Source organism: Kaistia defluvii, from assembly GCF_040548815.1.
Taxonomy (GTDB): Bacteria; Pseudomonadota; Alphaproteobacteria; order Rhizobiales; family Kaistiaceae; genus Kaistia; species Kaistia defluvii_A.
Map to the genome: position 1 here is coordinate 1,896,791 of NZ_JBEPSM010000001.1, position 25,106 is coordinate 1,921,896.

The 25,106-nt window shown below is 66.1% G+C and carries 18 protein-coding genes; 4 read left to right on the top strand and 14 right to left on the bottom strand.

The window, feature by feature from the left end; genetic code table 11:
- Positions 1-59: 59 nt before the first annotated feature.
- On the bottom strand, positions 60-461 hold the full coding sequence (locus tag ABIE08_RS08990; protein WP_354550391.1) for a GNAT family N-acetyltransferase: 402 nt from the start codon (positions 459-461) through the stop codon (positions 60-62).
- On the opposite strand from ABIE08_RS08990, the gene ABIE08_RS08995 reads away from it, so the two are divergent.
- Entirely contained in the window at positions 460-1,398 is a 939-nt protein-coding gene (locus ABIE08_RS08995) for a 50S ribosomal protein L11 methyltransferase (protein WP_354550393.1), read from the top strand. The two genes, ABIE08_RS08990 and ABIE08_RS08995, sit on opposite strands and share 2 nt — an antisense overlap.
- Positions 1,399-1,680: 282 nt before the next feature.
- Here ABIE08_RS08995 and ABIE08_RS09000 read toward each other — a convergent pair whose 3' ends face one another.
- Together ABIE08_RS09000 and ABIE08_RS09005 are read right to left on the bottom strand one after the other, a co-directional pair.
- Positions 1,681-3,174, bottom strand: coding sequence for an acetyl-CoA hydrolase/transferase family protein (locus tag ABIE08_RS09000; protein WP_354550394.1), 1,494 nt, complete (start codon positions 3,172-3,174; stop codon positions 1,681-1,683).
- 140 nt (positions 3,175-3,314) lie between these two features.
- Positions 3,315-3,533, bottom strand: coding sequence for a hypothetical protein (locus ABIE08_RS09005; protein WP_266329538.1), 219 nt, complete (start codon positions 3,531-3,533; stop codon positions 3,315-3,317).
- Positions 3,534-3,766: 233 nt separating this feature from the next.
- Between ABIE08_RS09005 and ABIE08_RS09010 the strand changes: the two genes are divergently transcribed.
- Positions 3,767-5,602 carry an aminopeptidase P family protein gene (locus tag ABIE08_RS09010; protein ID WP_354550395.1) on the top strand — a complete coding sequence of 612 codons (1,836 nt, stop codon included), beginning with the start codon at positions 3,767-3,769 and terminating at the stop codon, positions 5,600-5,602.
- A gap of 128 nt (positions 5,603-5,730) precedes the next feature.
- On the top strand, positions 5,731-6,333 hold the full coding sequence (locus ABIE08_RS09015; protein WP_354550397.1) for a PRC-barrel domain-containing protein: 603 nt from the start codon (positions 5,731-5,733) through the stop codon (positions 6,331-6,333).
- Between the two features lie 60 nt (positions 6,334-6,393).
- On the opposite strand, the gene ligA is transcribed toward ABIE08_RS09015, so the two are convergent.
- Entirely contained in the window at positions 6,394-8,541 is a 2,148-nt protein-coding gene (gene ligA / locus ABIE08_RS09020; protein ID WP_354550398.1) for an NAD-dependent DNA ligase LigA, read from the bottom strand.
- Between the two features lie 93 nt (positions 8,542-8,634).
- Positions 8,635-9,912, bottom strand: coding sequence for a multidrug effflux MFS transporter (locus ABIE08_RS09025; protein ID WP_354550399.1), 1,278 nt, complete (start codon positions 9,910-9,912; stop codon positions 8,635-8,637).
- A 364-nt stretch (positions 9,913-10,276) separates the two neighbouring features.
- Here ABIE08_RS09025 and ABIE08_RS09030 point away from each other — a divergent pair, with 364 nt between their 5' ends.
- Complete coding sequence (locus ABIE08_RS09030; protein WP_354550401.1) at positions 10,277-11,659, top strand: FAD-binding oxidoreductase; 1,383 nt, start codon at positions 10,277-10,279, stop codon at positions 11,657-11,659.
- 48 nt (positions 11,660-11,707) lie between these two features.
- Here the strand turns inward: ABIE08_RS09030 and recN are convergent, their stop codons facing one another.
- From recN to murC, 9 genes are all read right to left on the bottom strand, one after another.
- A complete protein-coding gene (recN, locus tag ABIE08_RS09035; protein ID WP_354550402.1) occupies positions 11,708-13,378 on the bottom strand; it encodes a DNA repair protein RecN in 1,671 nt (556 codons plus the stop codon).
- A gap of 18 nt (positions 13,379-13,396) precedes the next feature.
- Complete coding sequence (locus ABIE08_RS09040; RefSeq protein WP_354550403.1) at positions 13,397-14,269, bottom strand: outer membrane protein assembly factor BamD; 873 nt, start codon at positions 14,267-14,269, stop codon at positions 13,397-13,399.
- Between the two features lie 183 nt (positions 14,270-14,452).
- On the bottom strand, positions 14,453-15,403 hold the full coding sequence (lpxC, locus tag ABIE08_RS09045) for a UDP-3-O-acyl-N-acetylglucosamine deacetylase (protein WP_354550405.1): 951 nt from the start codon (positions 15,401-15,403) through the stop codon (positions 14,453-14,455).
- Between the two features lie 268 nt (positions 15,404-15,671).
- Positions 15,672-17,450, bottom strand: coding sequence for a cell division protein FtsZ (gene ftsZ / locus ABIE08_RS09050; RefSeq protein WP_354550406.1), 1,779 nt, complete (start codon positions 17,448-17,450; stop codon positions 15,672-15,674).
- A 99-nt stretch (positions 17,451-17,549) separates the two neighbouring features.
- Positions 17,550-18,842, bottom strand: a complete 1,293-nt coding sequence (gene ftsA / locus ABIE08_RS09055; RefSeq protein ID WP_396308780.1) for a cell division protein FtsA — start codon at positions 18,840-18,842, stop codon at positions 17,550-17,552.
- Between the two features lie 29 nt (positions 18,843-18,871).
- Entirely contained in the window at positions 18,872-19,789 is a 918-nt protein-coding gene (locus ABIE08_RS09060; RefSeq protein WP_354550409.1) for a cell division protein FtsQ/DivIB, read from the bottom strand.
- Positions 19,777-20,700, bottom strand: a complete 924-nt coding sequence (locus ABIE08_RS09065; protein ID WP_354550410.1) for a D-alanine--D-alanine ligase — start codon at positions 20,698-20,700, stop codon at positions 19,777-19,779. The genes ABIE08_RS09060 and ABIE08_RS09065 overlap by 13 nt, the downstream gene beginning before the upstream one ends.
- Before the next feature lie 138 nt (positions 20,701-20,838).
- Entirely contained in the window at positions 20,839-23,607 is a 2,769-nt protein-coding gene (locus tag ABIE08_RS09070) for an autotransporter domain-containing protein (protein ID WP_354550411.1), read from the bottom strand.
- A gap of 85 nt (positions 23,608-23,692) precedes the next feature.
- Positions 23,693-25,105, bottom strand: coding sequence for a UDP-N-acetylmuramate--L-alanine ligase (gene murC / locus ABIE08_RS09075; RefSeq protein ID WP_354550413.1), 1,413 nt, complete (start codon positions 25,103-25,105; stop codon positions 23,693-23,695).
- Position 25,106: the final 1 nt, after the last annotated feature.

The following is a 25,106-nucleotide window of genomic DNA, read 5'->3' on the forward strand; positions in this document are numbered from 1 at the left end:
TTCCTCACCTCTCCCTTGGGGAGAGGTGAATGCCAGCTCCAGCCGAAATTCGCCTTGCTCTACAGGCCGGCAACGAGCCGCATCAGCCCGGCCTCCGTCGGGCGGAAGCCACACGCGCGGTAGAAGCCGGCGAGATGCGGCTCGAAGTCGACGTGCAGCCAGAGGGCGCCGCGATCGGACGCCATTTCGGCCGCGCGGCGCACCAGTTGCGTGCCGAGCCCGAGGCGCCGGTGGCCGGGATCCACGCAGGGGTCGAGCAGGAAGGCATGGATGCCGCCATCCCAGGCGACGTTGACGAAGCCGACCAGTTGCGAGCCTGAATAGGCGCCGAGATGGACCAGGCTGCGCGACAGGATCGCCTGCGGATCGCGCGGCCCGGGATGCCCCCAGGCGGCCTGCCACAGCCGATCGAGGTCGGGATGCGTCGGAAAAGGATCGACGCGGATTTCGGTTTCGGCCATGAAGCATGCACCCATTCGATCTCGGGGCGGCTATGAAGCATCTCCGCCCCCGCCAGACAAGGTTGCCAACTTGACCCTCATCGCCTCCCTCAACCTCGCCAAGGAATCCGACGCGATCCGTCTCATCGAGGCGATCGGCGAGGATGACGATCTCGGCTACCCCTCTGCCGCCACCACGGAACAGGCGGACCAGAGCTGGACCGTCGATGTCTACTTCGAGGATGCGCCGGATGAGGTGGCGCTGGCCCGCGTGGTCGCCCAGGCGCTCGGCCCCGATGCCGGCGCCTTCACCGTCGCCGAATTGCCCGACGAAGACTGGGTCGCCAAATCGCTCGAAGGGCTGAAGCCGGTTCGCGCCGGGCGCTTCCTCGTGCATGGCAGCCACGACCGCGACAGGATCCAGCCCGGCGACATCGCCATCGAGATCGAAGCGGGCGAGGCCTTTGGCACCGGCCATCACGGCACGACGGCGGGCTGCCTGGAGGAAATCGACCGGCTCGGCAAGATCCACGACTACAAGAGCATCCTCGACCTCGGCACCGGCACGGGCGTGCTGGCCATCGCCATCGCCAAGGCCTGGGAGAAGCCGGTGCTTGCCACCGACATCGACCCGATCGCCACCCGCGTCACGGCCGAGAATGCCGCGCTCAACGGCGTCGGCGACAAGATCGAGGCGGCGACGGCCGAGGGCTTCGGCAATCCGGTGATGGCGGCGCGCGCGCCGTTCGACCTGGTGGTCGCCAACATCCTCGCTGGTCCGCTGATCGCGCTGGCGCCGGAAATCGTCCAGCATCTGGCGCCGCAGGCGACCGTGGTGCTGTCCGGCCTGCTGGTAGCCCAGGGCCCCGGCGTCACCGCCGCCTACGAAGCCGAAGGCATGAAGCTGGTGCGCCAGGGCGAACAGGAAGGCTGGCTGACGCTCACGCTGGAGCGGTAGGGGCAGCAGACGTTCGCCGGTAGTCGGCAGGCGGCAGGCGAACTGCCGACAAACAGGCGCGGCGCGACCCCACGCTCGCCGTCATCCTCGCGAAAGCGAGGATCCATGCAGCCGGGAGTTCATACGGACGAACCTCCCCAAAGCGCGGCTGAATGGATCCCGGGTCATGCCCGGGATGACGCCGGAGTTTGACGCGATGGGGTTCCTGACCGCCCTATGCGTACGCAGGCGCTCCCCCTCGCCCGCTTGCGGGAGAGGGCTGGGGTGAGGGTCTTGTAGACCCTAGGGAAGCATCGACCCCGTCGCTTCCTGGCGCAGGTGCCATGAATAGGCCTCCGCCAGCAGATGCGGGGTCTGGCCGCCATGATCGCGGACGGCGCGGCGATAATAGTCGGCCGCCAGCTCGCGATAGCTTGGATGGATGCAGTTGGCGATGATCACCTCGGCCCGTTCCCGCGGGGCGAGGCCGCGCAAATCGGCCAGCCCGATCTCGGTCACGACCACGTCGACGTCATGCTCGTTGTGATCGACATGCGGCACCATCGGCACGATGCGCGAAATCGAGCCATCCTTGGCCAGCGACTTGGTGACGAAGATGCCCATATAGGCGTTGCGGGCGAAATCGCCGGAGCCGCCAATGCCGTTCATCATGTGCGTGCCGCCGACATGGGTCGAGTTCACATTGCCGTAGATGTCGCATTCGAGCGCGGTATTGATGGCGATGACGCCGAGGCGCCGCAGCACTTCCGGATGGTTCGAGACCTCCTGCGGCCGCAGCACCAGCCGGCTCTTGTAGTGGCGCAGATCCGGCATCACGCGCGCCTGGCAGGCCGCTGACAGCGTGATCGACGAGCCCGAGGCGAAGGCGAGCTTGCCGGAGTCGAACAAGTCGAACGTGCTGTCCTGAAGCACCTCGCTATACATGGTGTAATCGTGGAACGGACTGTCGATCAGCCCGTGCAGCACGGCGTTGGCGATCGAGCCGATACCGGCCTGCAGCGGCGCCAGCGTCTCGGTCAGCCGGCCCTTGCGCACTTCATGGCTCAGGAACTCGATCAGATGGCCGGCAATCGCCCGCGTCTCGTCATCGGGCGCGGTCGTCTCGGCAGAGCTGTCCTGACGCTCGGTGATGACGATGGCAGCGATCTTGTCGGGATCGATCTGGATGAAGGGCAGGCCGACGCGGCTATCCGGCGAGACGATCGGGATCGGTTCGCGATGCGGGCGGCGGGTCGGAATGTAGATGTCGTGCAGGCCCTCGAGCTCGGCCGGCTGGCCGATATTGAGCTCGATGATCACCTTTTCGGCCAGGATCGCGAAGGTGGCGGAATTGCCGACCGAGGTCGTCGGGATGATGCCGCCCTCGCGCGTGATCGCCACCGCCTCAACGACCGCGACATCGATCGGCCCCATCTGGCGCGAGCGCAGCAGTTCGACCGTCTCGGAGAGATGCTGGTCGATGAACATCACCTCGCCCCGGTTCAGGGCGGCGCGCAGCACGCGATCGGACTGGAACGGCAGGCGGCGCTTCAGCACATGCGAGCGGGTAAGCACCTCGTCGATGCCGTTGCCGAGCGACGCGCCGGTGATCAGCGTGATGCCGAAGGGCTCGGTGGCGGCGCGCTCGGCCAGCGCCAGCGGCACGGCCTTGGCGTCCCCTGCCCGGGTGAAGCCGCTCATGCCGACGGTCATCCCGTCGCGAATGAACAGGGCGGCCTCGGCCGGCGACATGACCTTGTCGAGAAGCGAGGGGCGGCGGATTCGATCCTGAAGCATGATGACCAGCTTGGGTTGTGATCGCTGGACCATAGGCTTCGGAAAAGGCGGAATCACCCCGCAAAAAGCAGAAAATCCGCGACGGGCTGTCGCGGATTTTCAAAAGGCAGACCGCTCACAACGGTCGGGGCAGAGGTCGCTTAGACGACCGAGCCCATCGCGCCGCGCTCGAAGGTCTCGCGGTCATAGCCAAACGTGGCGAGCGAGGCGTCGTCGAGCGAGAGCTGGTAGCCATTCACGAAGCGCGGCATCTGCCGGTCGCGCGTATGGGTCATGCGAGCCACAGCGCGCCGTACGACGCCATGGCCGCGGCTTCCAGCCGGGGCAACGCCGAACTCGCCAAATGCTGCAGTCAACATGATCAATTCCTTTGAGTGGAGACGCCCTATGCGTCCCTTAACCATCGTCCTTATAGCCCTCACGCTGACGTGAAGGTACAGCTGTAACGGAATGACAGACATGCGGTTTTTGCAACGCACAAGATGCTGCCGTATTTGCGCCGCGCCGCAAACACGGAGTGTGATGGAATTGCAGTCGGCAAGGGGCCTCGCTAGGGTCGCCCCATTGTTCTCGCGTGAGAAGGCCCCTGCGCATGTTCCAGAATTTCGACGCCCCCAGCCGCGCCCATCCGATCCGCGACCGGCTGGTCGCGCTGCGCGCCCAGCTCGCGCGCGCGGGTCTGCAGGGTTTTGTCGTCCCGCATGCCGATGAATATCAGGGCGAATACATCCCCGCCGCGTCGGAACGGCTCGCCTGGCTGACGGGCTTCACCGGCTCGGCCGGCGCCGCCGTCGTCCTCGCCGGCGAGGCCGCCGTCTTCGTCGATGGCCGCTACACGCTTCAGGTACGCGACCAGGTCGACGTCAACGATTTCACGCCGGAAGACCTGATTGGCCATCCGCCGCACCAATGGCTGAAGGGCAAGCTCTCCCAGGGCGACCGGATCGGCTACGACCCGCGCCTGCTGACGCTCGCGGAAGCTCGGCGCTTCGAGGCGGTCTGCCAGGGAGCCGGCGCGACCTTCGTGGCGCTCGATGAAAACCCTGTTGACGCGATCTGGGCCGACCGCCCTCTCCCGCCCCTCTCGCAGGTCATGCCGCAGCCGGATGAACTGGCCGGCGAGACGGCCGACTCGAAGATCCGCCGGATGCAGGAAGTGCTGGCCGACAAGGGTGTCGACGCCGCGATCCTTGCGCAATCCGACTCCATCGCCTGGACCTTCAACATCCGCGGCGCCGACGTGCCGCATAACCCCGTCGTGCTTTCCTATGCGCTGCTGCGCCGCGACGAACGGCCGATCCTTTATGTCGATGGCCGCAAGCTTTCCAACGCGGTGCGCGACCAGCTTTCCGAACGGGCCGACATCAAGGAAGAGCGCGCCTTCCTGACCGATCTCGCCCAGTTGGGCACCGAAGGCCGGCGGGTGCTGGTTGATCCGCAGTCCACCCCGGCTCTGTTCGCCAAGACGCTCACCGACGCCAAGGGCGTTCTGGTCGAGGGTGCCGATCCCGTCGTGCTGCCGAAGGCGCGCAAGAACGCCGTGGAACTGGACGGCACGCGCCGGGCGCACCGGCGCGACGGCGCGGCGATGACCCGCTTCCTCGCCTGGCTCGACCAGAACGGCGCCAACGGCCGCGAAACGGAAATCAGCGTCGCCCGGAAGCTCGAGCAGTTCCGGGCCGAAGCGGGCGCGGCGGATGACATGCCGCTGCTGGAGATTTCCTTCGATACCATCTCCGGCGCCGGCCCGGACGGCGCCATCGTGCACTACCGGGTCAATGAGAGCACCGATCGCCCCATCGAAAGCGGTACGCTCTACCTGGTCGATTCCGGCGCGCAATATCGCGACGGCACCACCGACATCACCCGGACCATCGCCATTGGCACGCCGACGGCAGAGATGCGCGATCGCTTCACCCGCGTTCTGAAGGGCCATATCGCACTGGCGACGGCACGCTTTCCGCAGGGCACGACCGGCGCGCAGCTCGACACGCTGGCCCGCCACGCTCTCTGGCAGGCCGGCCTCGATTATGACCATGGCACCGGCCATGGCGTCGGCGTGTTCCTCTCGGTGCATGAAGGCCCGGTGCGGATCTCCAAGGCAGGCCACCTGCCGCCCGAACCCGGCATGATCCTTTCGAACGAGCCCGGCTACTACAAGACCGGCGCCTATGGCATCCGCATCGAGAACCTGATCGTCGTCACGCCGCCTGAGCCGATTGCCGGCGGTGACCGCGAAATGCTGGGCTTCGAGACGATCACGCTGGCGCCGATCGACCGCAATTTAATCGAGGTCGCGCTGCTCAGCCCGGCCGAGCGGGCCTGGCTGGATGCCTACCATGCGCGGGTTCGCGAGACCCTGGCCCCGTCGCTCGAAGGCGACGATCTGGCCTTCCTGCTCGCGTCGACGCAACCTCTGGGCGCATAGACCGAGCCCTCCGTTCCATCACGAAACATATCAATGTGATAGGCTTCGTGATGGAACGTGACCCGCCGCACTCCGTTGTCCGATCGAGCCCAAGCTCAATTGGCTAGATAAAACACGGAGTTACGACCATGAAGATGCTATTTCCGACAACCGCCCTGGTCGCTCTCCTTGCTGCTGGCCCCGCGCTGGCGCAGGACGCATCCACGCCTGCCACCACGACCCCGGCCGCGACCACCACAACCGAAGCCGGCGCGCCGGCCGGACGTTTCATCGTGCTCGAAGATGGCAGCACCGACTGGCTCGCTTCGACGCTGATGGGATCGACCGTCTATAGCGGCACCGACGAAAACCTCGGCAAGATCGTCGATATTCTCGCGACCGACGATGGCCAGGTGAAAGCCGTGGTGATCGGCGTTGGCGGCTTCCTCGGCATCGGCCGCAAGGATGTCGCGGTATCGCCGAGCACCCTCGAGCGGGTCAAGGCCGACAACACCCAGAAGCTGATCCTCAAGACCACCAAGGATGAGCTCAACGCGGCACCGGAATTCAAGACCGCCGCGCAGCAGGAATCGTCGAGCGTGACATCGACCCCCGCCACCCCGGACGCCACCGTCCCGGCCGCGGATCCGATGACGCCGCCGGCAGCGACCACGCCGGCTCCTATGGCACCGGAACCCGCGACCCCGGCTCCCGCAACGCCGGCACCTGAAACGGCTCCTGCGACGCCGTAAGACCCAAGAAGACGCAGGATCAGAGGCCTGCCCGCAAGGGCGGGCCTCTTTTTTGTCGACTCAGTTGGCGCCGACCAGGGCGAACCACCCGTCTTCGTCGATCACCTCGACGCCATTCTCGGCCGCGGATTTGAGCTTCGAGCCGGCGCCGGGCCCGGCTACCAGCAGGTCCGTCTTCTTCGACACCGAGCCCGCTACCTTGGCGCCCAGGCGCTCGGCCATCGCCTTGGCCTCCTCGCGGGTCATCCGCACCAGTGTTCCCGTGAAGACGACCGTTTTCCCCGCGACGGGGCTGTCGGTTCTGGCGGCTTCCAAAGGCTGCGGCGTTACCTGCTCCAGCAGGCGGGCGAAGGCATCGCGATTGTGCGGCTCGTCGAAGAAGTCGACCACGGCCTCGGCCACGACGCTTCCTACCCCTTCGATTCCGATCATCTCGATCCAGGCGTCATTGCCCTTCAGAAGCTCCGGTCCCGGCGGCCGGGCCGCCAGCGCCGTATCGCGGAACGCCTCGACCGTGCCGAAATGGCGGGCGAAGCGCTTGGCATTGGTCTCGCCGACATGGCGGATGCCGAGCGCGAAGATGAAGCGATTGAGCGCGATGCTGCGCCGCTCGTTAATCGCGGCGAACAGGTTGCGCGCCGAGGTCTCGCCATAGCCTTCTCGGTTCTTCAATCGCTGCAACTGGCCCGCGTCGCGTGCTTCCAGCGTGAAGATGTCGGCCGGCTCCTTGATCAGCCCCCATTCATAGAAGGCCTGGACCTGCTTCTCGCCGAGCCCCTCGATATCGAAGGCATTGCGCGAGACGAAGTGGCGGATGCGCTCGACCGCCTGCGCGGCGCAGATCAGGCCGCCGGTGCAGCGCCGGACCGCCTCGTCCTCCTCGCGCACCGCATGGCTGCCGCAAACCGGGCAAACCGTCGGAAACTGATAGGGCACGGCATCGGCCGGCCGCTTCTCCAGCACGACCGAAACGATCTGCGGAATGACGTCGCCGGCGCGCTGGATCACGACCGTGTCGCCGACGCGGATGTCGACGCCGTCGCGGATCGGCAATCCGTCGCCGCCAATGCCCTTGATGTAATCCTCGTTGTGCAAGGTCGCGTTGGCGACCACGACGCCGCCGACCGTGATCGGCTCCAGCTTCGCCACAGGGGTCAGCGCGCCCGTGCGGCCGACCTGGATGTCGATGCCGTTGAGGACGGTCACCGCCTGCTCGGCCGCAAACTTGTGCGCGATCGCCCAGCGTGGGCTGCGCGAGACGAAGCCGAGGCGGTTCTGCAGAGAGAGCGCGTTCACCTTGTAGACGACGCCGTCAATGTCGTAGCCGAGGCCGGCACGATCCATTTCCAGCCCGTGATAGAAGGCGAGCGCCTCCTCGACGCTGGTGCACAGCGTCATGCGCGGATTAGTCGGCAGGCCCCAGGCGGCGAAGGCCTCGACCATGCCCATCTGCGTCTCGGCCGGCATGGCGCTCATCTCGCCCCAGGCATAGGCGAAGAAGCGCAGCGGCCGCGCGGCCGTGATCTTGGAATCGAGCTGGCGCAGCGAACCCGCCGCGGCGTTGCGCGGATTGGCAAAGGTCTTGCCGCCGCCCGCCGCCGCCATGCGCGCGTTCAGCGCCTGGAAATCGGCATGCGCCATGTAGCATTCGCCGCGGATCTCGACGATCTCGGGCACGCCGGCGGGAAGCTTGTTCGGGATATCGGTGATGGTGCGGGCATTGGCGGTGACGTTTTCGCCCTCGAAGCCGTCGCCGCGCGTTGCCGCCGTGACCAGCTTGCCACCCTCATAGCGCAGCGATAGCGACAGCCCGTCGATCTTCGGCTCGGCCGTGAAGGGAATGGCGTCGGCCGCGTCGATCTTCAGGAAGCGCCGGGCGCGGTCGATGAAGTCGATAACGTCCTGATCGTCGAAGGCGTTGTCGAGCGAGAGCATCGGCACGACATGCGGCACCTTGGCGAACTTCGCGGAAGGGGCGGCGCCGACCGACGTGCTGGCTGCCGAGATGAGTTCCGGAAAGCGGGCCTCGATCGCGTTGAGGCGGCGACGCAGAGCGTCATAGTCCGCATCCGAGATCGTCGGCGCGTCTTCCTGATGATAGCGGATGTCGTTTTCGGCGATCTCGGTGCTGAGGAGCGCATGCTCCTCGAACGCCTGATCCGGCTTCAGCGTCTCGACCGGTATGTCGCGCAGGCTATCCGACGGCATGGCAGAACTCCCATTCAGGGAAAAGCTATGCCGCGCCGCCGATGGGCTCGCAAGGGGGATTGGCTTTCGCCAACAGCCCCTTGCCAGCCGTCATTAGTGGCCGACGTCGATCACGGCCGCCGGATCGGGATGATGCGGCGCGAACAGCCGGCCCCGCTCCGTCCAGATCACCACGATCAGGCTCAGCACGCCGGTAAGCAGGAAGCCCGTCGCCAGCGGTAGAACCGTGCCGTTGAAGGCCTGTCCGATGATCGTGCCCACGATGGTGCCGAGGATCGTCGTGTAGAAGCCGATCATCGACGAGGCCGTGCCGGCGATCTCGCCGAGCGGCTCCATCGCCATCGTGTTGAAGTTCGGCATCGTCAGGCTGAACAGGAACTGGCAGGCGGCAAGGTTGAGCGCGAACAGGATCAGCGGCGGCTTGCCGTCGAACCAATAGGCCATGCCGACCATGACCAGCGACATCAGCACATGGCCGCAGACGCCGGCATGCGAAATGCGGCGCATGCCGAGCCGGCGGACCAGGCGGATGTTTACGAAGGAGGCGATGCCCATCACGGCGGCGATCATGCCGAAGACGAGCGGGAACATCGTGCCGAGGCCATAGACCTCCGTCTCGAAGATCTGCTGCGACGACGCGATATAGGCCATCAGGCCACCGAACATCAGGCCGATCGCCGTCGAATAGCCGACCGTCGCGCGCTCGTGCAGGCAGCGCTTCATGCCGTTGCCGATACGCGAGACCGAGAACGGCATCCGGTATTCGGGATGCAGCGTTTCCGGCATGCGGCGGCCGAACCAGATGGCGATGCCCACGGCCATCACCAGCATGCTGACGAAGATCGCGTGCCAGGAGCCGAACAGCAGGAACAGGCTGCCGATCGCCGGCGCGAACACCGGCACGATGATGAAGATCATCATCGTGAACGACATCACCCGCGCCATTTCGCGGCCTTCATACCGGTCGCGCACGATCGCCACGGAAAGAATGCGCGTCGCCGCCGCACCCATGCCCTGGACGAGACGTCCGACCAGCATCAGTTCGAAATTCGGCGCGAACAGCGCGATCACGCTGCCGATCGAGAAGACCACCAGCCCGATCATCAGCGTCGGACGGCGGCCGATGATGTCGGATGCCGGCCCGTAGAACAGCTGCATGATGGCGAAGCCGGCCATGTAGACGCTCAGGATCAGCTGAACCTCGTTCGCCGAGGTGAGGCCGAAATCACGCTGGATGTGGCCGAAGGCAGGCAGCAGATTGTCGATCGACATCGAGCCAAGCGCCATCATGAAGGCGATGATGACGACGAATTCGGCGAAAGACGGCTCACGGGCTGGACGCTCGGAAGCGCCCACGGACAAGACGGACATAGCAAGTTTCCAAACGGGACGTCGGCAGGCGAAATGGCCTGCGCGAGTGCAACGAAGCGCCGGAGGCAGCATGGCGCTGGCCTGAAACGATCCTTGCGAGGGTATTCAACTAGGCGGAAATATGTGGCGTGGCCGTGACACAGGTCACAGGAGACGCGAGATCAGCCTCATCCCTAATCCATCCTCACTCCAAAGGCAACCTTATGATTAACGTCGCCCGGCGCCAGGAAGGCCCGGAAGCGGCCCGAGATCCGCCCCCGATGTCGTATGCTCGCGGAGCGATATGGTCGCGGGCGGCACATTATCGTACCATGCGGCGGGCACTCCCGAGATGCGGCAGACGCAGACCAGCGGAGGTAAGGCCATGCCCAATCAGGAAGCCGTTGAACTCGCCAGCAAAATTCGCGGCCCGGTCATCGACCGCGACAGCCCCGAATACGACGACGTCCGCAAGCTCTACAACGGGATGATCGACAAGAAGCCGCGGATGATCGCGCGCTGCACGGACGTCGCCGACGTGATCGAGGCGGTCAACTTTGGCCGCGATCACAAATTGCTGATCGCCATACGCGGCGGCGGCCATAACGGACCCGGTCTCGCCAGTTGCGATGATGGTCTGGTCATCGACCTGTCCCAGATGAAAGGCGTCCGCGTCGATCCCGAGGCCGCGACCGTTCGGGTCGGCCCCGGCTGCACCCAGGGCGACGTCGACCATGCGACGCACGCCTTCGGCCTCGCCGTCCCGGCCGGGATCGTCTCGACCACCGGCATCGCCGGGCTGACGCTCGGCGGCGGCACCGGCTACCTCACCCGCCAGTTCGGCCTCACCATCGACAACCTGCTCGAGGCCGATGTCGTCCTGGCCGATGGAAGCTTCGTCACCGCCAACAAATCCGAGCGACCCGACCTGTTCTGGGCCTTGCGCGGCGGCGGCGGCAATTTCGGCGTCGTGACCAGCTTCCTGTTCAAGGCCCATCCGGTGAACATGGTCTATGGCGGCCCCATCTTCTGGGACCAGAAGGACGCGGCCGCCGTCATGCGGCGCTATCGCGACAAGCTGCCGTCAGCGCCCGAACGGCTCGGCGCCTTCTTCGGCCTGAAAACCATGCCCTCCGCCGATCCCTTCCCGCGCGAGCATTGGGGCAAGCGCATCTGCGCGCTCATCTCCAGCTATAACGGGCCACAAGAAGAGGGCGTGGCGGCGATGAAACCCTTCCTGGAAGGCGTCCCGCCGCCGCTCGTCAACTGGATGAGCATGATGCCCTTCCCCGCGCTGCAAAGCCTGTTCGACCCGCTGATGCCGACCGGCATGCAGTGGTACTGGAAGGGCGATTTTGTCGGCGAACTCACGGACGCCGCGATCGACGCGCACCTCACCCAGGCGGCGGACACGCCGAGCATGCTGTCGCTGATGCACCTCTATCCGATCGACGGCGCCGTGCACCGGGTCGGCAAGGACGAGACGGCCTGGAGCGCCCGCGACGCCCGCTGGTCCATGGTGATCGCCGGCATCGATCCGAACCCGCAACAGGCCGGGCCGATCAGCCGCTGGACCAAGAGCTACTGGCAGGCCGTGCATCCGCACAACAAGGATGGCGGCTATGTAAACTTCATGATGGATGACGAAGGCGACGCCCGGCTAAAGGCGACCTATGGTCCCAACTACGATCGCCTGATGGCGGTGAAGTCGAAATACGATCCGGACAACCTGTTCCGGGTGAACCAGAACATCCGTCCCCTGCACTGATCGACCAAGCCAGGCGGCGCGGCGAGCGCCGTGCCGCCTGAGGGTTGATCAGGCGTTGCCGTGGATGAGTTGCTGGGCCGCGGCGCGCGCGGCGTCGGTGATGACGCTGCCGGCCAGCATGCGGGCGATTTCCTCGCGCCGCTCTTCGCCGAGCAGCGGCGTCACGCCGGTTGCCACGCGGTCCTCTCCGGCCACGCCATCCTTGGCGATGCGAAGGTGATTGCCGGCCCGCGCCGCGACCTGCGGCGCATGGGTAACGGAAAGCACCTGCACGCGCTCGGCCAGACGCGAAAGCCGCCTGCCGATGGCTTCGGCCACCGCGCCGCCGACACCCGTGTCGATCTCGTCGAAGACCAGGGTCGGCGCCGAGCCGCGATCCGCCAGCGCCACCTTGATCGCCAGCAGGAAGCGGGAAAGCTCGCCACCCGAGGCGACCTTCATCATCGGCCCCGGCCGGGTGCCCGGATTGGTGCGGACAAAGAAATTCACGATATCGATGCCGGCGTCGCTGCGTTCTTCCGCATCCGTTTCGATCGAGACGATGAAGGCGGCGCGTTCCAGCTTCAGCGCCGGCAGTTCTTCCGCCACGCGCGTCTCGAGTTCTTCGGCGACGGCGCGACGACGGGCAGACAAGGCCGCGGCCAGCGCATCATAGGTCCGGCAGGCAGCCTCGGCAGCCGCTTCCAGCGCCGCGAGCCGCTCCTCGCCGGAATCGAGCGCGGCAAGATCCGCCACCATGCGGTCGCGCAGGGCGGCGAGATTTTCCACCGCGACATCATGCTTGCGGGCGGCACCGCGCAGCGCGAACAGGCGCTCCTCGGTGCGCTCCAGTTCATTCGGATCGAATTCGCTGTCGCGCATCGAACGCGTCAGGATCGTCTCCGCCTCTTCCAGAGCGTTGATGGCGCTGTCGATCGCCTCGACGACGCCGTCGAGCAACCCCCCGGCCTGGTCGCGCTTGCGCTCCAGCCGGCGCGCGAGGCTGGCGAGGTTGGGGATCGGCGAGGTGTGGCCGGCGATCGTGTCATGCGCATCGGACAGATCGCCCGCGATCTTCTCCGCCTGCATCATGGTGTGGCGGCGCTGGGCGAGTTCCGTCTCCTCGCCGGGCTGCGGCGAGAGCTTGGAGAGTTCCTCGACCGAGGCGCGGAGATAGTCGCCCTCCGACCGCGCCGAGGCGATCCGACGGCGCAGGGCCGCGACCTCGCTCTCGGCAGACCGCCAGGCGCGGAACGCCTCGGCGACCGCGACAGCCTCGGGATCCAGCCCGCCAAATGCGTCGAGCAGCCGGCGATGGATCGCCGGGTCGATCAGCGCGCGGTCGTCATGCTGGCCGTGGATCTCGACGAGCGACGCGCCGACGTCTCGCAGCAGCGCGACGCTGACCGGCTGGTCGTTGACGAAGGCACGCGTCCGCCCGTCGCCGGTCTGCACCCGCCGAAGGATGATGTCGCCGTCATGATCGATGGAGTTGCTGCCGAGCAGCGTCCGCGCGGGATGGCCGGACGGCACGTCGAAGACGGCGGTCACCTGGCCCTGGCTGGCGCCCTGGCGGACCAGGGCCCCGTCCCCTCGCCCGCCAAGGGCGAGCGAGAGCGCGTCGAGCAGGATCGACTTGCCCGCGCCGGTCTCGCCGGTCAGCACCGTGAGACCGCGCGAGAAGTCGATCTCGAGCCGATCGATGAGAACGATGTCGCGGATTGCGAGCGCGGCGAGCATGGCGCGCCCTGTCCCCTGCTAGCCCGTGACGGAACGGAAGGCGCGGCTGATCCAGGAGCCCTTGCTCTCCGACGGCGAAACGCCGCCCGTCTGGAGAAGCGAATAGGCGTCCTTGTACCACTGCGAGTTCGGGAAGTTGTGACCCAGAACCGCGGCGGCGGTCTGCGCCTCCGGAACGATGCCCATCGCGTAATAGGCCGCGGTCAGGCGATAGAGCGCTTCCTCGACGTGACGGGTGTTCGCGTAATCGGTCACGACCAGCTTGAAGCGGTTGATCGCGGCCGGATATTCCTTGCGCTCGAGATAGTAGCGGCCGACCTGCATTTCCTTGCCGGCCAGCTGGTCGCGCGCCACGACGATCGCCTTCTGAGCGTCGTCGACATATTCGGAGGTCGGGTACTTGTCGACCACCTCCTGCATGGCGGCGATCGCCTTCTTGGTCGCGTCCTGGTCGCGCGTCACTTCCGGGATCTGCTTGAAGTAGGACTGGCCGATAATGTACTGCGCGTAGCCCGCATCCGGGCTTGCCGGATAGAGCGAGATGTAGCGGCGCGATGCGTTCACGGCGTCGTCATAGTTGCCCAGACGGTAATTCGTGAACGCCGTCATGATCAGCGCCTTGCGCGCCCATTCCGTATAGGGGTGCTGCTGATCGACCTGCTCGAACTGCTTCGCCGCGGCCTTCAGCTTGCCATTCTGCATCAGGGTCAGGCCCTGATTGTACATCTGGCCGGCCGGGACATCGGGCTCGTCTACAGTGTCGTCGTCCTTGGTCAGAGAGCAACCAGCGACGGCCACGAGCGCGCAGAGCGCGGCGGCACGCAGGGTGACGGAGCCGAACCGGCCAAAAGCGGCAAAGGTCGACGGGCGGATCGAGCTAACTACGTTCATTCACACATCGAACCGGCGTGAGCCGGCATCGCCTCTTTCGATGGGGCAAAGCGGTGCAGCTTCTGTATCGGAAACAGCACGATGACGCCACCAGCCCTCGCAACCCATTGCCGCAATTTCGTGGCGGAGATGCGAGGGGTGATAGAAATATCCGATCTGTGGGGAATTTGCTGCTTTTGCAGCCTAGGACTTGTCCGGCCCAAAGGCCGCCGCGGGCAAGCGGACGGGCATCTGGTCGTGGACAATGTCGCGCTTCGGCACCGAAGGCGCCTCGACGAAGGTCCAGGCATCCGAATCAGCCAGCAGCGTCTCGACGATCTTGGCGTTCATCCGGTGACCGCCGCGATAGGAGCGGTAGGCGCCCAGGATCGGCGCGCCGGCCAGGGCCAGATCGCCGACGGCGTCGAGCGTCTTGTGACGCACGAACTCGTCCGCGAAACGGAGACCTTCCGGGTTGATCACCTTGTCGTCGCCCAGCACGACCGTGTTGTCGAGCGAGGAGCCGAGCGCGAGGCCGCGCGACCAGTAGAACTCGACATCCTTCAGGAAGCCGAACGTACGGGCGCGGGCGAGATCGCGGCGGAACACCGTGGGATCGAGGTCGACGACGAAGGCCTGGCGGCCGATCAGCGGCGATTCAAAATCGATGTCGATCTCGAAGCGGCGACCATCGAAGGGCAGCAGCTCGGAGAAGCCACCGGCATGCTCGATGCGGACCGGCTTCAGAACCTTGACGAAGCGGCGCGGCGCCGAAAGTGTGACGATCTCGGTCTGGTCGATCAGGTCGACGAAGGCTGCGGCGCTGCCATCCATCATCGGCACTTCGGCCGCGTCGATCTCGACGACGACATTGTCGACGCCAAGGCCGTTGAAGGTCGCGAGCAGATGTTCGATGGTCGCGACGGAGACGCCGGCGAACGCAACGGTGGTGCAGGAATCGGTGGCGTGCAGGTGGTCGATCCGCGCATGGATCGGGTGACCGTCGCCGGCATCGATGCGGTGGAATACAATGCCCGTATCGGCCTCGGCCGGATTGAGGGACATTGCCACGGGCTTGCCGCTATGAACGCCAATTCCAGATACCACCACGCGGTCGCGCAGAGTGGTCTGGTGCAGGCCTTGTCGTTTAGCCATCAAATCGCCCCGAGAGAGCTTGTCAAAATCTGCGACTGCTCTGTGGTCCGCCCCCTGCTGTTCCGCACCTGTCTGATCCCTGGACCAGGAGAACGGCCAACCAGGAATCACCAGATTCGTCAGCATGTTGTGATGCCTAGATAGAGCGTCGACCGGGCGGTCAACAAATCACTCTTTCTAACCTTCTGTAACGTGGCTTACGGACCCTGAATAAAAGAGGCCCAGCGCTGTCTCCAGTGCCGGGCCTCGATCTTGCTTGTGTCGCGGCTTAGTTCGCCTGGCGGCGGAGGAAAGCCGGGATTTCGAGCTGGTCATCCTCGCTGCGCGGCATCACGCGACCATGCTGGTCGAGCTCTGCCTGGCGCGGGCGATAGTCCGGCTGTGCCTGCTGCGGGGCACGCGGCGGCTGGGCCTGCTGCGGCTGGCGCGGCGCGGCAGCGTAGCCGGCCTGCGGGGCCTGCGGCTGGCGAACCGGCTGCTGCGGGCTGCCCTGCTGGGGAGCGCGCTGCTGCGGGGCCGGCTGCTGGCGGGTCACCGGCGGTGCGGCTTCTTCTTCACGGCGGCCAAGACCTACATGCGCCAGGCGGCGCAGAAGGCTCATCGGACCACGATCTTCCTCGACCTGCTGCTGGGGCTCGGCGCGCTGGGCCTGCATCTCGCGCTGGGCGACGACCGGGAAGTCCTCGACCCGCGGCATGCGGGATGCGGACGGAGCCTCGGCTGCCGGCGGGATGAAGGGCTGCGGAGCCGGAACGTGATCGTCACGGACCGGAGCCGGCACCATGTCGAACTCGTGGTCGAGTTCGGCTTCGGCGTAGGAAACGGCCGGCGGCGCCATCGGAGCGATGGTTACTCCAGGATCACGCACCGGATTTTGAGCCGGCGCGTGCTGCTGCACGGGAGCCTGCTGGGGAACGGCGGGGCGGAAGGCCGGAGCCTGGGCCTGCGGCGCGCGGGATTCAGTCTGAACCGAGGGGCGCGTCTGGGCCGGAGCCTGCGGGGCAGCCTGCTGGGCGGCGGCCTTCATGCGGGCAGCCATTTCCTGCGTGCGCAGGTCGCCGGGCGAGACTTCGTCCTTGGCATCCGACTCGATGCCGGTTGCGACGACCGACACGCGGATGACACCCTCGAGGCTTTCCTCGAACGTGGCGCCCAGGATGATGTTCGCGTCGGGATCGACTTCCTCGCGGATACGGGTCGCGGCTTCGTCGACTTCGAACAGCGTCAGATCACGGCCGCCGGTGATCGAGATCAGCAGGCCGCGGGCGCCGTGCATCGAGGTCTCGTCGAGCAGCGGATTGGCGATGGCCGCCTCGGCAGCCATGATCGCGCGGCGCTCGCCGGAAGCTTCGCCCGTGCCCATCATGGCCTTGCCCATCTCGCGCATCACCGAGCGGACGTCGGCGAAGTCGAGATTGATCAGGCCTTCCTTGACCATCAGGTCGGTGATGCACGCGACGCCCGAATAGAGGACCTGGTCGGCCATCGCGAAGGCGTCGGCGAAGGTCGTCTTCTCGTTGGCGATGCGGAACAGGTTCTGGTTCGGAATGACGATGAGCGTGTCGACGCTCTCCTGCAGTTCCTTGATGCCGGCTTCGGCAACGCGCATCCGGCGGGCACCTTCGAACTGGAAGGGCTTGGTCACCACACCGACGGTCAGTATACCGTGCGAGCGGGCCGTCCGGGCGATGACGGGAGCCGCACCCGTGCCCGTGCCGCCGCCCATGCCGGCGGTGACGAACACCATGTGCGAACCGGCGAGATGGTCGTTGATCTCGTCGATGACTTCTTCGGCGGCAGCGCGGCCGACATCCGGCATCGAGCCGGCGCCAAGGCCTTCGGTGACAGCGACGCCCATCTGGATCAGACGTTCGGCGCGGGCCGACATCAGCGCCTGGCTATCGGTGTTGGCGCAGACGAACTCGACCCCTTCGAGGCCCGAGCGAATCATGTTGTTGACGGCGTTGCCACCCGCGCCGCCTACGCCAAAGACCGTGATCTTGGGCTTCAGCTCAGTAATATCCGGCATCTTCAGGTTGATCGTCATGGTGACCTCGTCGTCTTGACCCCTAAGCCGGTGGCGTTCCCCGACCATATTTCCGTCAAACTGAAGCGCCCCGCCGCGGACGCTTCATCTTGTTGCTTCTTAAAAACTTTCACGAAACCAGTGACCGAAGCGGGAGAAGTACCCGCCCGTTCCGGTCATGGCCAACCGATGCCCCCGCATCGCGGATACCTGCTCGATCTGCGCGACCTGCGGATAGATCAGAAGACCTACCGCGGCCGAGAAGGCCGGCCCGCGCGCCGCCTCCGGCAGACCCGTTACGCCGAGCGGACGACCGAGCCGGACATTGCGGGCAAGAATCCGCCGCGCCGCCTCGGTGATACCTGTCAACTGGCTGGCGCCGCCCGTGAGGACGATGCGCCGGCCGACCATGGTCTGGAAGCCGGAGGCATTGAGCCGGTCACGGACGAGCTCCAGGATTTCTTCGATGCGCGCGCGGATGATGCGCGTCAGCGCCGAGCGCGGAATCTGGTTCGGCAGATCGCGGTCGTCGTCGCCGATCGGCGGGACCGAGAGGATGTCGCGGTCGTCCGACACGCTCGGCAGCGCGCTGCCATGCATGGTCTTCAGCCGCTCGGCATCCTCGATCCGGGTCGAGAGACCGCGGGCGATGTCGGTGGTGACATGCTGGCCGCCGATGGCGATGGCGTCGGCATGGACGAACTGGCCGTCCATGAAGACGGAGATCGTCGTGGTGCCGCCGCCGAGATCGACGCAGGCAACACCCAGTTCGGTCTCGTCGTCGACAAGCGCCGAGAGGCCGGAGGCATAGGGTGTGGCAACCATCGCCTCGACCGAGAGATGGCAGCGGCCGATGGCGAGTTCCAGATTGCGCAGCGGCGCGTTTTCGCCGGTGACGACATGCATGTCGACGCCGAGACGCTCGCCCAGCATGCCGCGCGGATCGCGGATGCCGCCATTGCCGTCGATGGCATAGCCGATCGGCAGGGAATGGATGACGGCGCGATCATCGGTGACGGAGTGCTCGCGGCCGGCGGCCAGAACCCGCTTGATATCCGCCTCGACCACTTCATGGCCGGCCAGGGCGACGCTGGCGGAAAACGCCTCGCTCGCCAGGCGACCGCAGGAAACGTTGACGATCAGCGACTCGACGGTCACGCCGGCCATGCGCTCGGCCGCGTCGACGGCCAGACGGATCGCCTGCTCGGCCTTGTCGAGATCGACGACGACGCCCGACTTGATGCCGCGCGAACGCTGGTGGCCGATGCCGAGAACCTCGACCGCATGGGTGCGGCCCGGCAGGACGTCGCCCACTTCGCGCGGCTTCAGACGGGCGATCAGGCAGCAGATCTTCGACGATCCGATATCGAGGATCGAGACGACCGTGCTCTTCTTGGTTGGCAGAGGACGCATGCGGCTGTCGGATGACACAAAAAGGGACATCAGGTGCTCGCTCCCTTACGCTTGGCGAGCTTTTCGCGTTCCTTGATTTCGACCGTGCGCCGGGCGGCCGCTTCCGGCGTCATGCGCACGAACATGCGGTCGGCGAGACGGAAATCGATGCTGACGATGTCCTTGGACAGAAGCCCGTCCTTGGCGTCGAGCTGGGCGATCAGGGCCAGCGCCGCTTCGGGCTTGTCCTGCGGCAGCATCAGCGTGACGCCATTGTCGAGCATCAGGTTCCAGCGGCGCTCCGAGATCAGCACAGCGGCGCGCAGGCGCGAGCGGATTGAGGAAGCCGTCTCCGCGAGCGCGATGGCCTCGCCGGCGCGCTTGTCGGCGCCCTGTCCCACGACACGGATCAGGTTCTGGTAGTGATCGTCCGACGCATCGCCGATGACGCGGCCGGATTCGTCGATGACAGAAACCGTCTGGTCGCGCTGCCACAGGACGTAGGGCTTGCGCTCGTCGATGGTGATCTTGAGGGTCGCCGGGTAGATCTTGCGCAGGGTCGCATTCTCGACCCAGGGCAGCGTCTCGACGCGTTCCCGCGCGGCGGCGAGGTCGAAGGTTGCCAGCGACGCCTGCGGCGGCAGCTCCAGACGGTTCAGCACCGCGATCTCGGACGTCTCGGTCTGGCCGGTGATGCGCACGGAGTCGATCGCGAGGCCCGAAGCCGAGCTCAGCCAGGTCACGGTCTCGTCGACGCGGTCGGCGGAGATGATGCCGGCAATGCCCGTCGCCGCGAACAGCAGCGCCGTGCCCTTGAGGCCGGCGTGACGCGGCACGCGCCATTCGACGCGCGAGAAGGCACGGATCCGCCGACGCAGCCAGGGCGACAGTTTCAGGCCAGCGGCCATCTCCGTTGCCGGCGCATCGCCTGCCGTCTCCTTGCCGGTTCTCGGGCTTATCTGCCGCAAGACGCGTCCTCCACCATCCAACTCACCAAAGCCGGGAAATCCATTCCCGCGTAGCGCGCCATATCCGGGACCAGCGACGTCGCCGTCATGCCCGGCTGGGTATTCACTTCGAGGCAAACCAGTTGCCCCGTACCACCCGGACCATCGTCGTATCGGAAGTCCGCCCGGCTGATGCCGCGACACCCGAGAGCCCGATGCGCCCGTACCGCTAGATTCTGTATACTTTGGTAAATATTTGGTGAAAGCGGCGCCGGAATAACGTGGCGCGCGCCGTTCGCGGAATATTTGGAATCATAGTCGTACCAGCCGCCCTCGGCCGTCACGAGTTCAATGATATCAAAGGCTTCATCGCCCCGGACGCCACAGGTGAGCTCGCGTCCCGCAACGTAACGCTCGACCATGACGGTCTCGCCGAAGGCCCAGTCATCCGCAAATAATTGTTGAGGCGGGTTAATCGCGTCCTCGCGCACGATCAGCACGCCGAAGCTCGACCCTTCCGCGACCGGCTTGACGACATAGGGCGGCTCCATCGCATGGGCGCGGGCCGCTTCCAGGCGGTGGATGAGCAGCGAGTCGGCGACCGGAATGCCGGCGGCCTGCATGACGTCCTTGGCGCGCGCCTTGTTCATCGCGAGCGCCGAAGCAAGCACGCCGGAATGCGTATAGGGGATGCCGAGGATCTCGAGCACGCCCTGGATCGAGCCGTCCTCGCCATACGGGCCATGCAATGCATTGAAGGCGACGTCGGGCTTCAGCTTCGCCAGGACCTCGGCGATATCGCGCTGCACGTCGACGCGCGTGACCCGGTAGCCGGCCTGCTCCAACGCGTCGGCGCAGCCATTCCCCGAATTGAGCGACACCGGTCGTTCACTGGACCACCCGCCCATGAGGACGGCGACATGCTTCGCCAAAACGCATTCCTTCCAACCGAATCGTATGGTCGGAATATCTACGAAAAATGGTAAAGAAGCGTTAACCAACCGAAATGGTGAACGTGAAAAAGGCGGCCCTTTGCGGGGCCGCCTGGCCGACTGAGTCAATCGGTCGCGTCAGAAGCGGATCTCGCCATTGACCTTCACGGCGTTCGACGTGGCGCCATCTCCGAACGAACCCGCATAGGTCAGGCCGAGATTGACGTTGGCATTCACGGCGACGTCGAGACCGGCTTCAAGCAGCAGGCTGTCACGGGCAATTGGCGCGCCATCGACGGTAAATCCGGTGCCGGTGCCGGTGCCGCTGAAGGCTAGCGCGGCGTCGGGGATATCCTGGAAGGCATGGCGCCAGCCCAGCATGCCGCGCGGCGCCACCTTGACGCCTCCAACCACCATCTCGGTCGAGGCCCGAACACCGAGCGTCGTGTAGGGCGTGTCGAACGAGGCGCCGTCCGAGCGCAGGCCGGTTACCGGCGCGTTGGTTTCCGTGAAGCCATCGGCGTCGACATTCACCCAGCCGATGCCGGCGAAGGGCTCGAGCGTCGAGGCGCCGAACTGGGTCTCGTAGCCGAGCTCGGCAAAGAGATTGGCCGTGGTCGCGTCATAGGACGCCTCCGGCCGCTCGACGAGGTCGCCAAGGACGGTCGTGCGCTTCGTGTCGATCGAGCTCCAGGCGATCGAGGCGCCGCCGCGCAGGCGGAGCTGGTCGAACCGCGCGCCGCCATAGAGCGCCAGCAGGCCGGTGCCGATGTCGGCCGAGGAAGCGCGGTCGTCGACATCGGTCGAACCCCGGCTGTAGCCGCCGGCCAGGCCCAGCGTGTAGCCCTCGCCCGTCAGGTCGGCGCCGACCAGCACGCCGCCCAGATTGGTATCGACGCCCGCGGCGTTCTCATTTCCATCGGTCGAGGTCCACGCACCGAACGCCTGAGTCCAGGCGGAATAGCCCATGTCGGCCGGCGCCAGCGCGCCGAAGGCCGAGGTGCCCTTCCCCTTCGGTTCCTCGCCATAGGCGAGCGGAGCCGTCGAAGTCGCCGGCGCCTTGGCGGCGCCTATCCGCGACAGACGCGAGAGGATGGCGAGTTCCGCCTGCATGGATTGCTGCGCGAGCGCGCCGGTCACATCGGCATGCACCTCGCCATCCAGCAGCGCGAAGGAATTTGCCAGCGCGACCGGATCCTCGGCGCCGAACACCCAGCGATAGAGCTCGCTATTGCCGTTGGCCGCGTCGATGGCGTTGGCAACGGCGCGCTGGTTGGCGGAATTCGCCACGCTGGCGAAGGCGACATCGTTACGATCGAGCGTCACAGAGACCGTGTTGGCGTCGCCGCCGAGCGTCGGGTCGATGAACAGGAAGTCGGAGGTGACGGTCAGCGTGTCGAAGCGCTTGCCCTCGATGCCGCCGGTGGCGTTGATCAACGTGTAGCGGCTGCCGAGCGTATAGGGGCCCTTCTCCGTCGTCAGGGCGATCGTGCCGCCATCCAGCGTGGCAACGCCGTCGACATCGAGCTGGCCGTGATCGCCATTGCCGGCAATGGAGGCGTTCAGGGTCTGGAAGTTGTCGAGCGAGCCGACCGTGGACGTGCCGTAGTCGGCCAGGGTCAGCGAATTCGAGCCCGTCTCTCCGTCGAGCAGTCCGTCGATCGACTGGCCGGCATAGAGCGTGACGGCATCGTCGCCGCCGCCCAGCCGCACGTCGCCAACGATCTCGCCCTTGTTGACCAGCTTGTCGTTCCATTCGCCGGTCAGCGTGATCGCCTGGCCGATGTCGCTGGAGATCTCGCCTTCATTGTAGATCGAGGTCGCCGCGAAGGCCGCGCCGCCCTCGCTGTCGTCGACGAGGATGCCGCGCTGGACGCTGTGGATGACGCCGTCGGCATAGTTGTTGATCGTGCCGCCGCCGATCGAGACGGCGTCGGAGATGTTGGGATCCGTGAGCACGCCGTCCTTGAAGCCGCGCGCGCCCAGTGCCTGGATCGTGCCGTAGTTCTCGATCGCGACGAGGCCGTCGACATCGACGCCGTCGCCGTCCGTATCGGTCGAGCTCGTGACCTGCGCCTCGCCGGAAATCAGGCCGCGGTTGACGATCGACACCGGCGCTGCCGAGCCCGAGGTGTCGAAATTGATGCCGGAGCCGTTGCGGCCGCGGATCGTCGCGCCGGACTCGTTAACAACCGAGGCGCCGAGATCGCCGGTAATGCCGTGCTTCGAGCCCTCGATCAGCCCGCCAGCGAAGTTGTTGACCGCGCCGCCGCCCTTGTCCTGGAAGTCGATGCCGTCGCCGTTGAAGCTGTTGGCGTTCGCCGTGGACTGGATCGTGCCGTGATTGTTGATCGTGGCGTTCTCGCCGGGCCGGATCACATCGGCGCCCGTGGCGGCGCTGATCACGCCGGTCGCGTAATTGTTGATGGTGATCGTGCCGCCGGTCGCCGCGTTCAGATTGATCGCGCGGCTCGCCGTCGAGGTGATCGTGCCATAATTCTCGACCAGCACCGTGCCGCCATAGAGCGGGTTGCTGATCTGGAACGTGTCGTCGCCGTTGCTCTCGATCAGGCCGGTCGCGCGGTTGGCCAGCGTCAGCGAATGGCTGTTGTTGGCGGTGTTGTCATTCAGACGGATGGCGCGGCCGCTAGCCGACTTGATCGTGCCGGCATTGTCGATCGACAGGGTCGTCGAGGCGCCGTTGATGGTGACGGCGGTTGCGCTCGTCTGGAAGCTGCCGCCGCTCTGCACCGTCAGAGTGTCGGTCCCGGCCATGGTCAGCGCCGTGGTACGGGGCGTCCCGGCGACCACGGTCGTGTCCGCGCCATATGCGGCGTTAGACATGGTGGAGAGCACGCCCGTCGCGGCGAGCACCATCCAGCTTACGGAAGAGAATTTCCTGATCACGTCAAAGCCCCCGGTCTGACAACCGGGGTGCTTTACGGATTCAATATGACAGCCAGACAACAGCCGGCATCGGCTGCCGGGTCGGCTAGGCGATCGCGGGCAGCGCCTCGAGTTCGCCCGGCAGCGCATAGGCCCAGCTGGTGATCGAGCCGGCGCCGAGGCAGACCACGAAATCGCCCGGCCTGGCGATCGCGGCGACTTCCGGAGCCAGGGACTGCGGGCCAGCCAGCGCCCGTGCATCGCGATGGCCGCGCACGAGCAGGCCTTCGACGAGATGGTCGCTGTCGATGCCGTCGATCGGCGCTTCGCCGGCCGCGTAGACCTGAGCGACGAACACGGTGTCGGCATCGTTGAAGCAGGTGCAGAAGCCGTCGAACAGATCGCGCAGGCGCGTGTAGCGGTGCGGCTGGACCACGGCGATCACCCTGCCCCGGGTCGAGGCGCGGGCCGCCTTGAGCACGGCCGCGATCTCCACGGGATGGTGGCCGTAATCGTCGAACACTTCGACGCCGTTCCAGGAGCCAGTATGGGTGAAACGGCGCTTCACGCCGCCAAACGCGGCGAGGCCGGCGCGGATCGCCTCGTTCGAAATGCCGAGATGATGCGCGATGGCGATGGCGCCGGTCGCGTTCTGCACATTGTGCTCGCCAGGCATCGGAAGGACGAGGTCGACCAGTTCGTCGGTCTCGCCTGTGACGCGGTCGCGGATGCTGGCGGTGAAGATCGACTTGCCGGCATCGTTGCGCAGTTCGCTGTAGCGGATGTCCGCCTGCGGGTTGGCGCCATAAGTGATGATGCGGCGGTCTTCGATCTTGCCGATCAGCGACTGCACTTCCGGATGGTCGAGGCACATCACGGCGAAGCCGTAGAACGGGATGTTCTCGATGAACTGCTTGTAGGCGTCGCGCGCCTTGTCGAACGTGCCGTAGTGATCGAGGTGCTCGGGATCGATGTTGGTGACGAGCGCCACGTCGGCCGGCAGCTTGACGAAGGTGCCGTCGCTCTCATCCGCCTCGACGACGACCCAGTCGCTGGCGCCCATGCGCGCATTGGTGCCGTAGGCGTTGATGATGCCGCCATTGATGACGGTCGGATCGAAGCCGCCGGCGTCGAGCAGGGCCGCCACCATCGAGGTGGTGGTGGTCTTGCCATGCGTGCCGGCAATGGCGATGGCGCTCTTCAGGCGCATCAGCTCGGCCAGCATCTCGGCGCGGCGAACCACCGGCAGCAGGCGCTCGCGCGCGGCCTTCAGCTCGGGATTGCTGGCCTTGATGGCGGAGGAAACGACGACCACGCGGGCATCGCCCAGATTGGCCGCGTCATGGCCGACGGCGATGGTGACGCCCTTGGCCTTCAGGCGCTGGACATTGGCGTTCTCCGCCGTATCCGAGCCCTGGACCCGGTAACCGAGATTGACCAGCACTTCGGCGATGCCGCTCATGCCGATGCCGCCGATGCCGACGAAATGGACGGGCCCAATGTCGCGGGGCATTTTCATG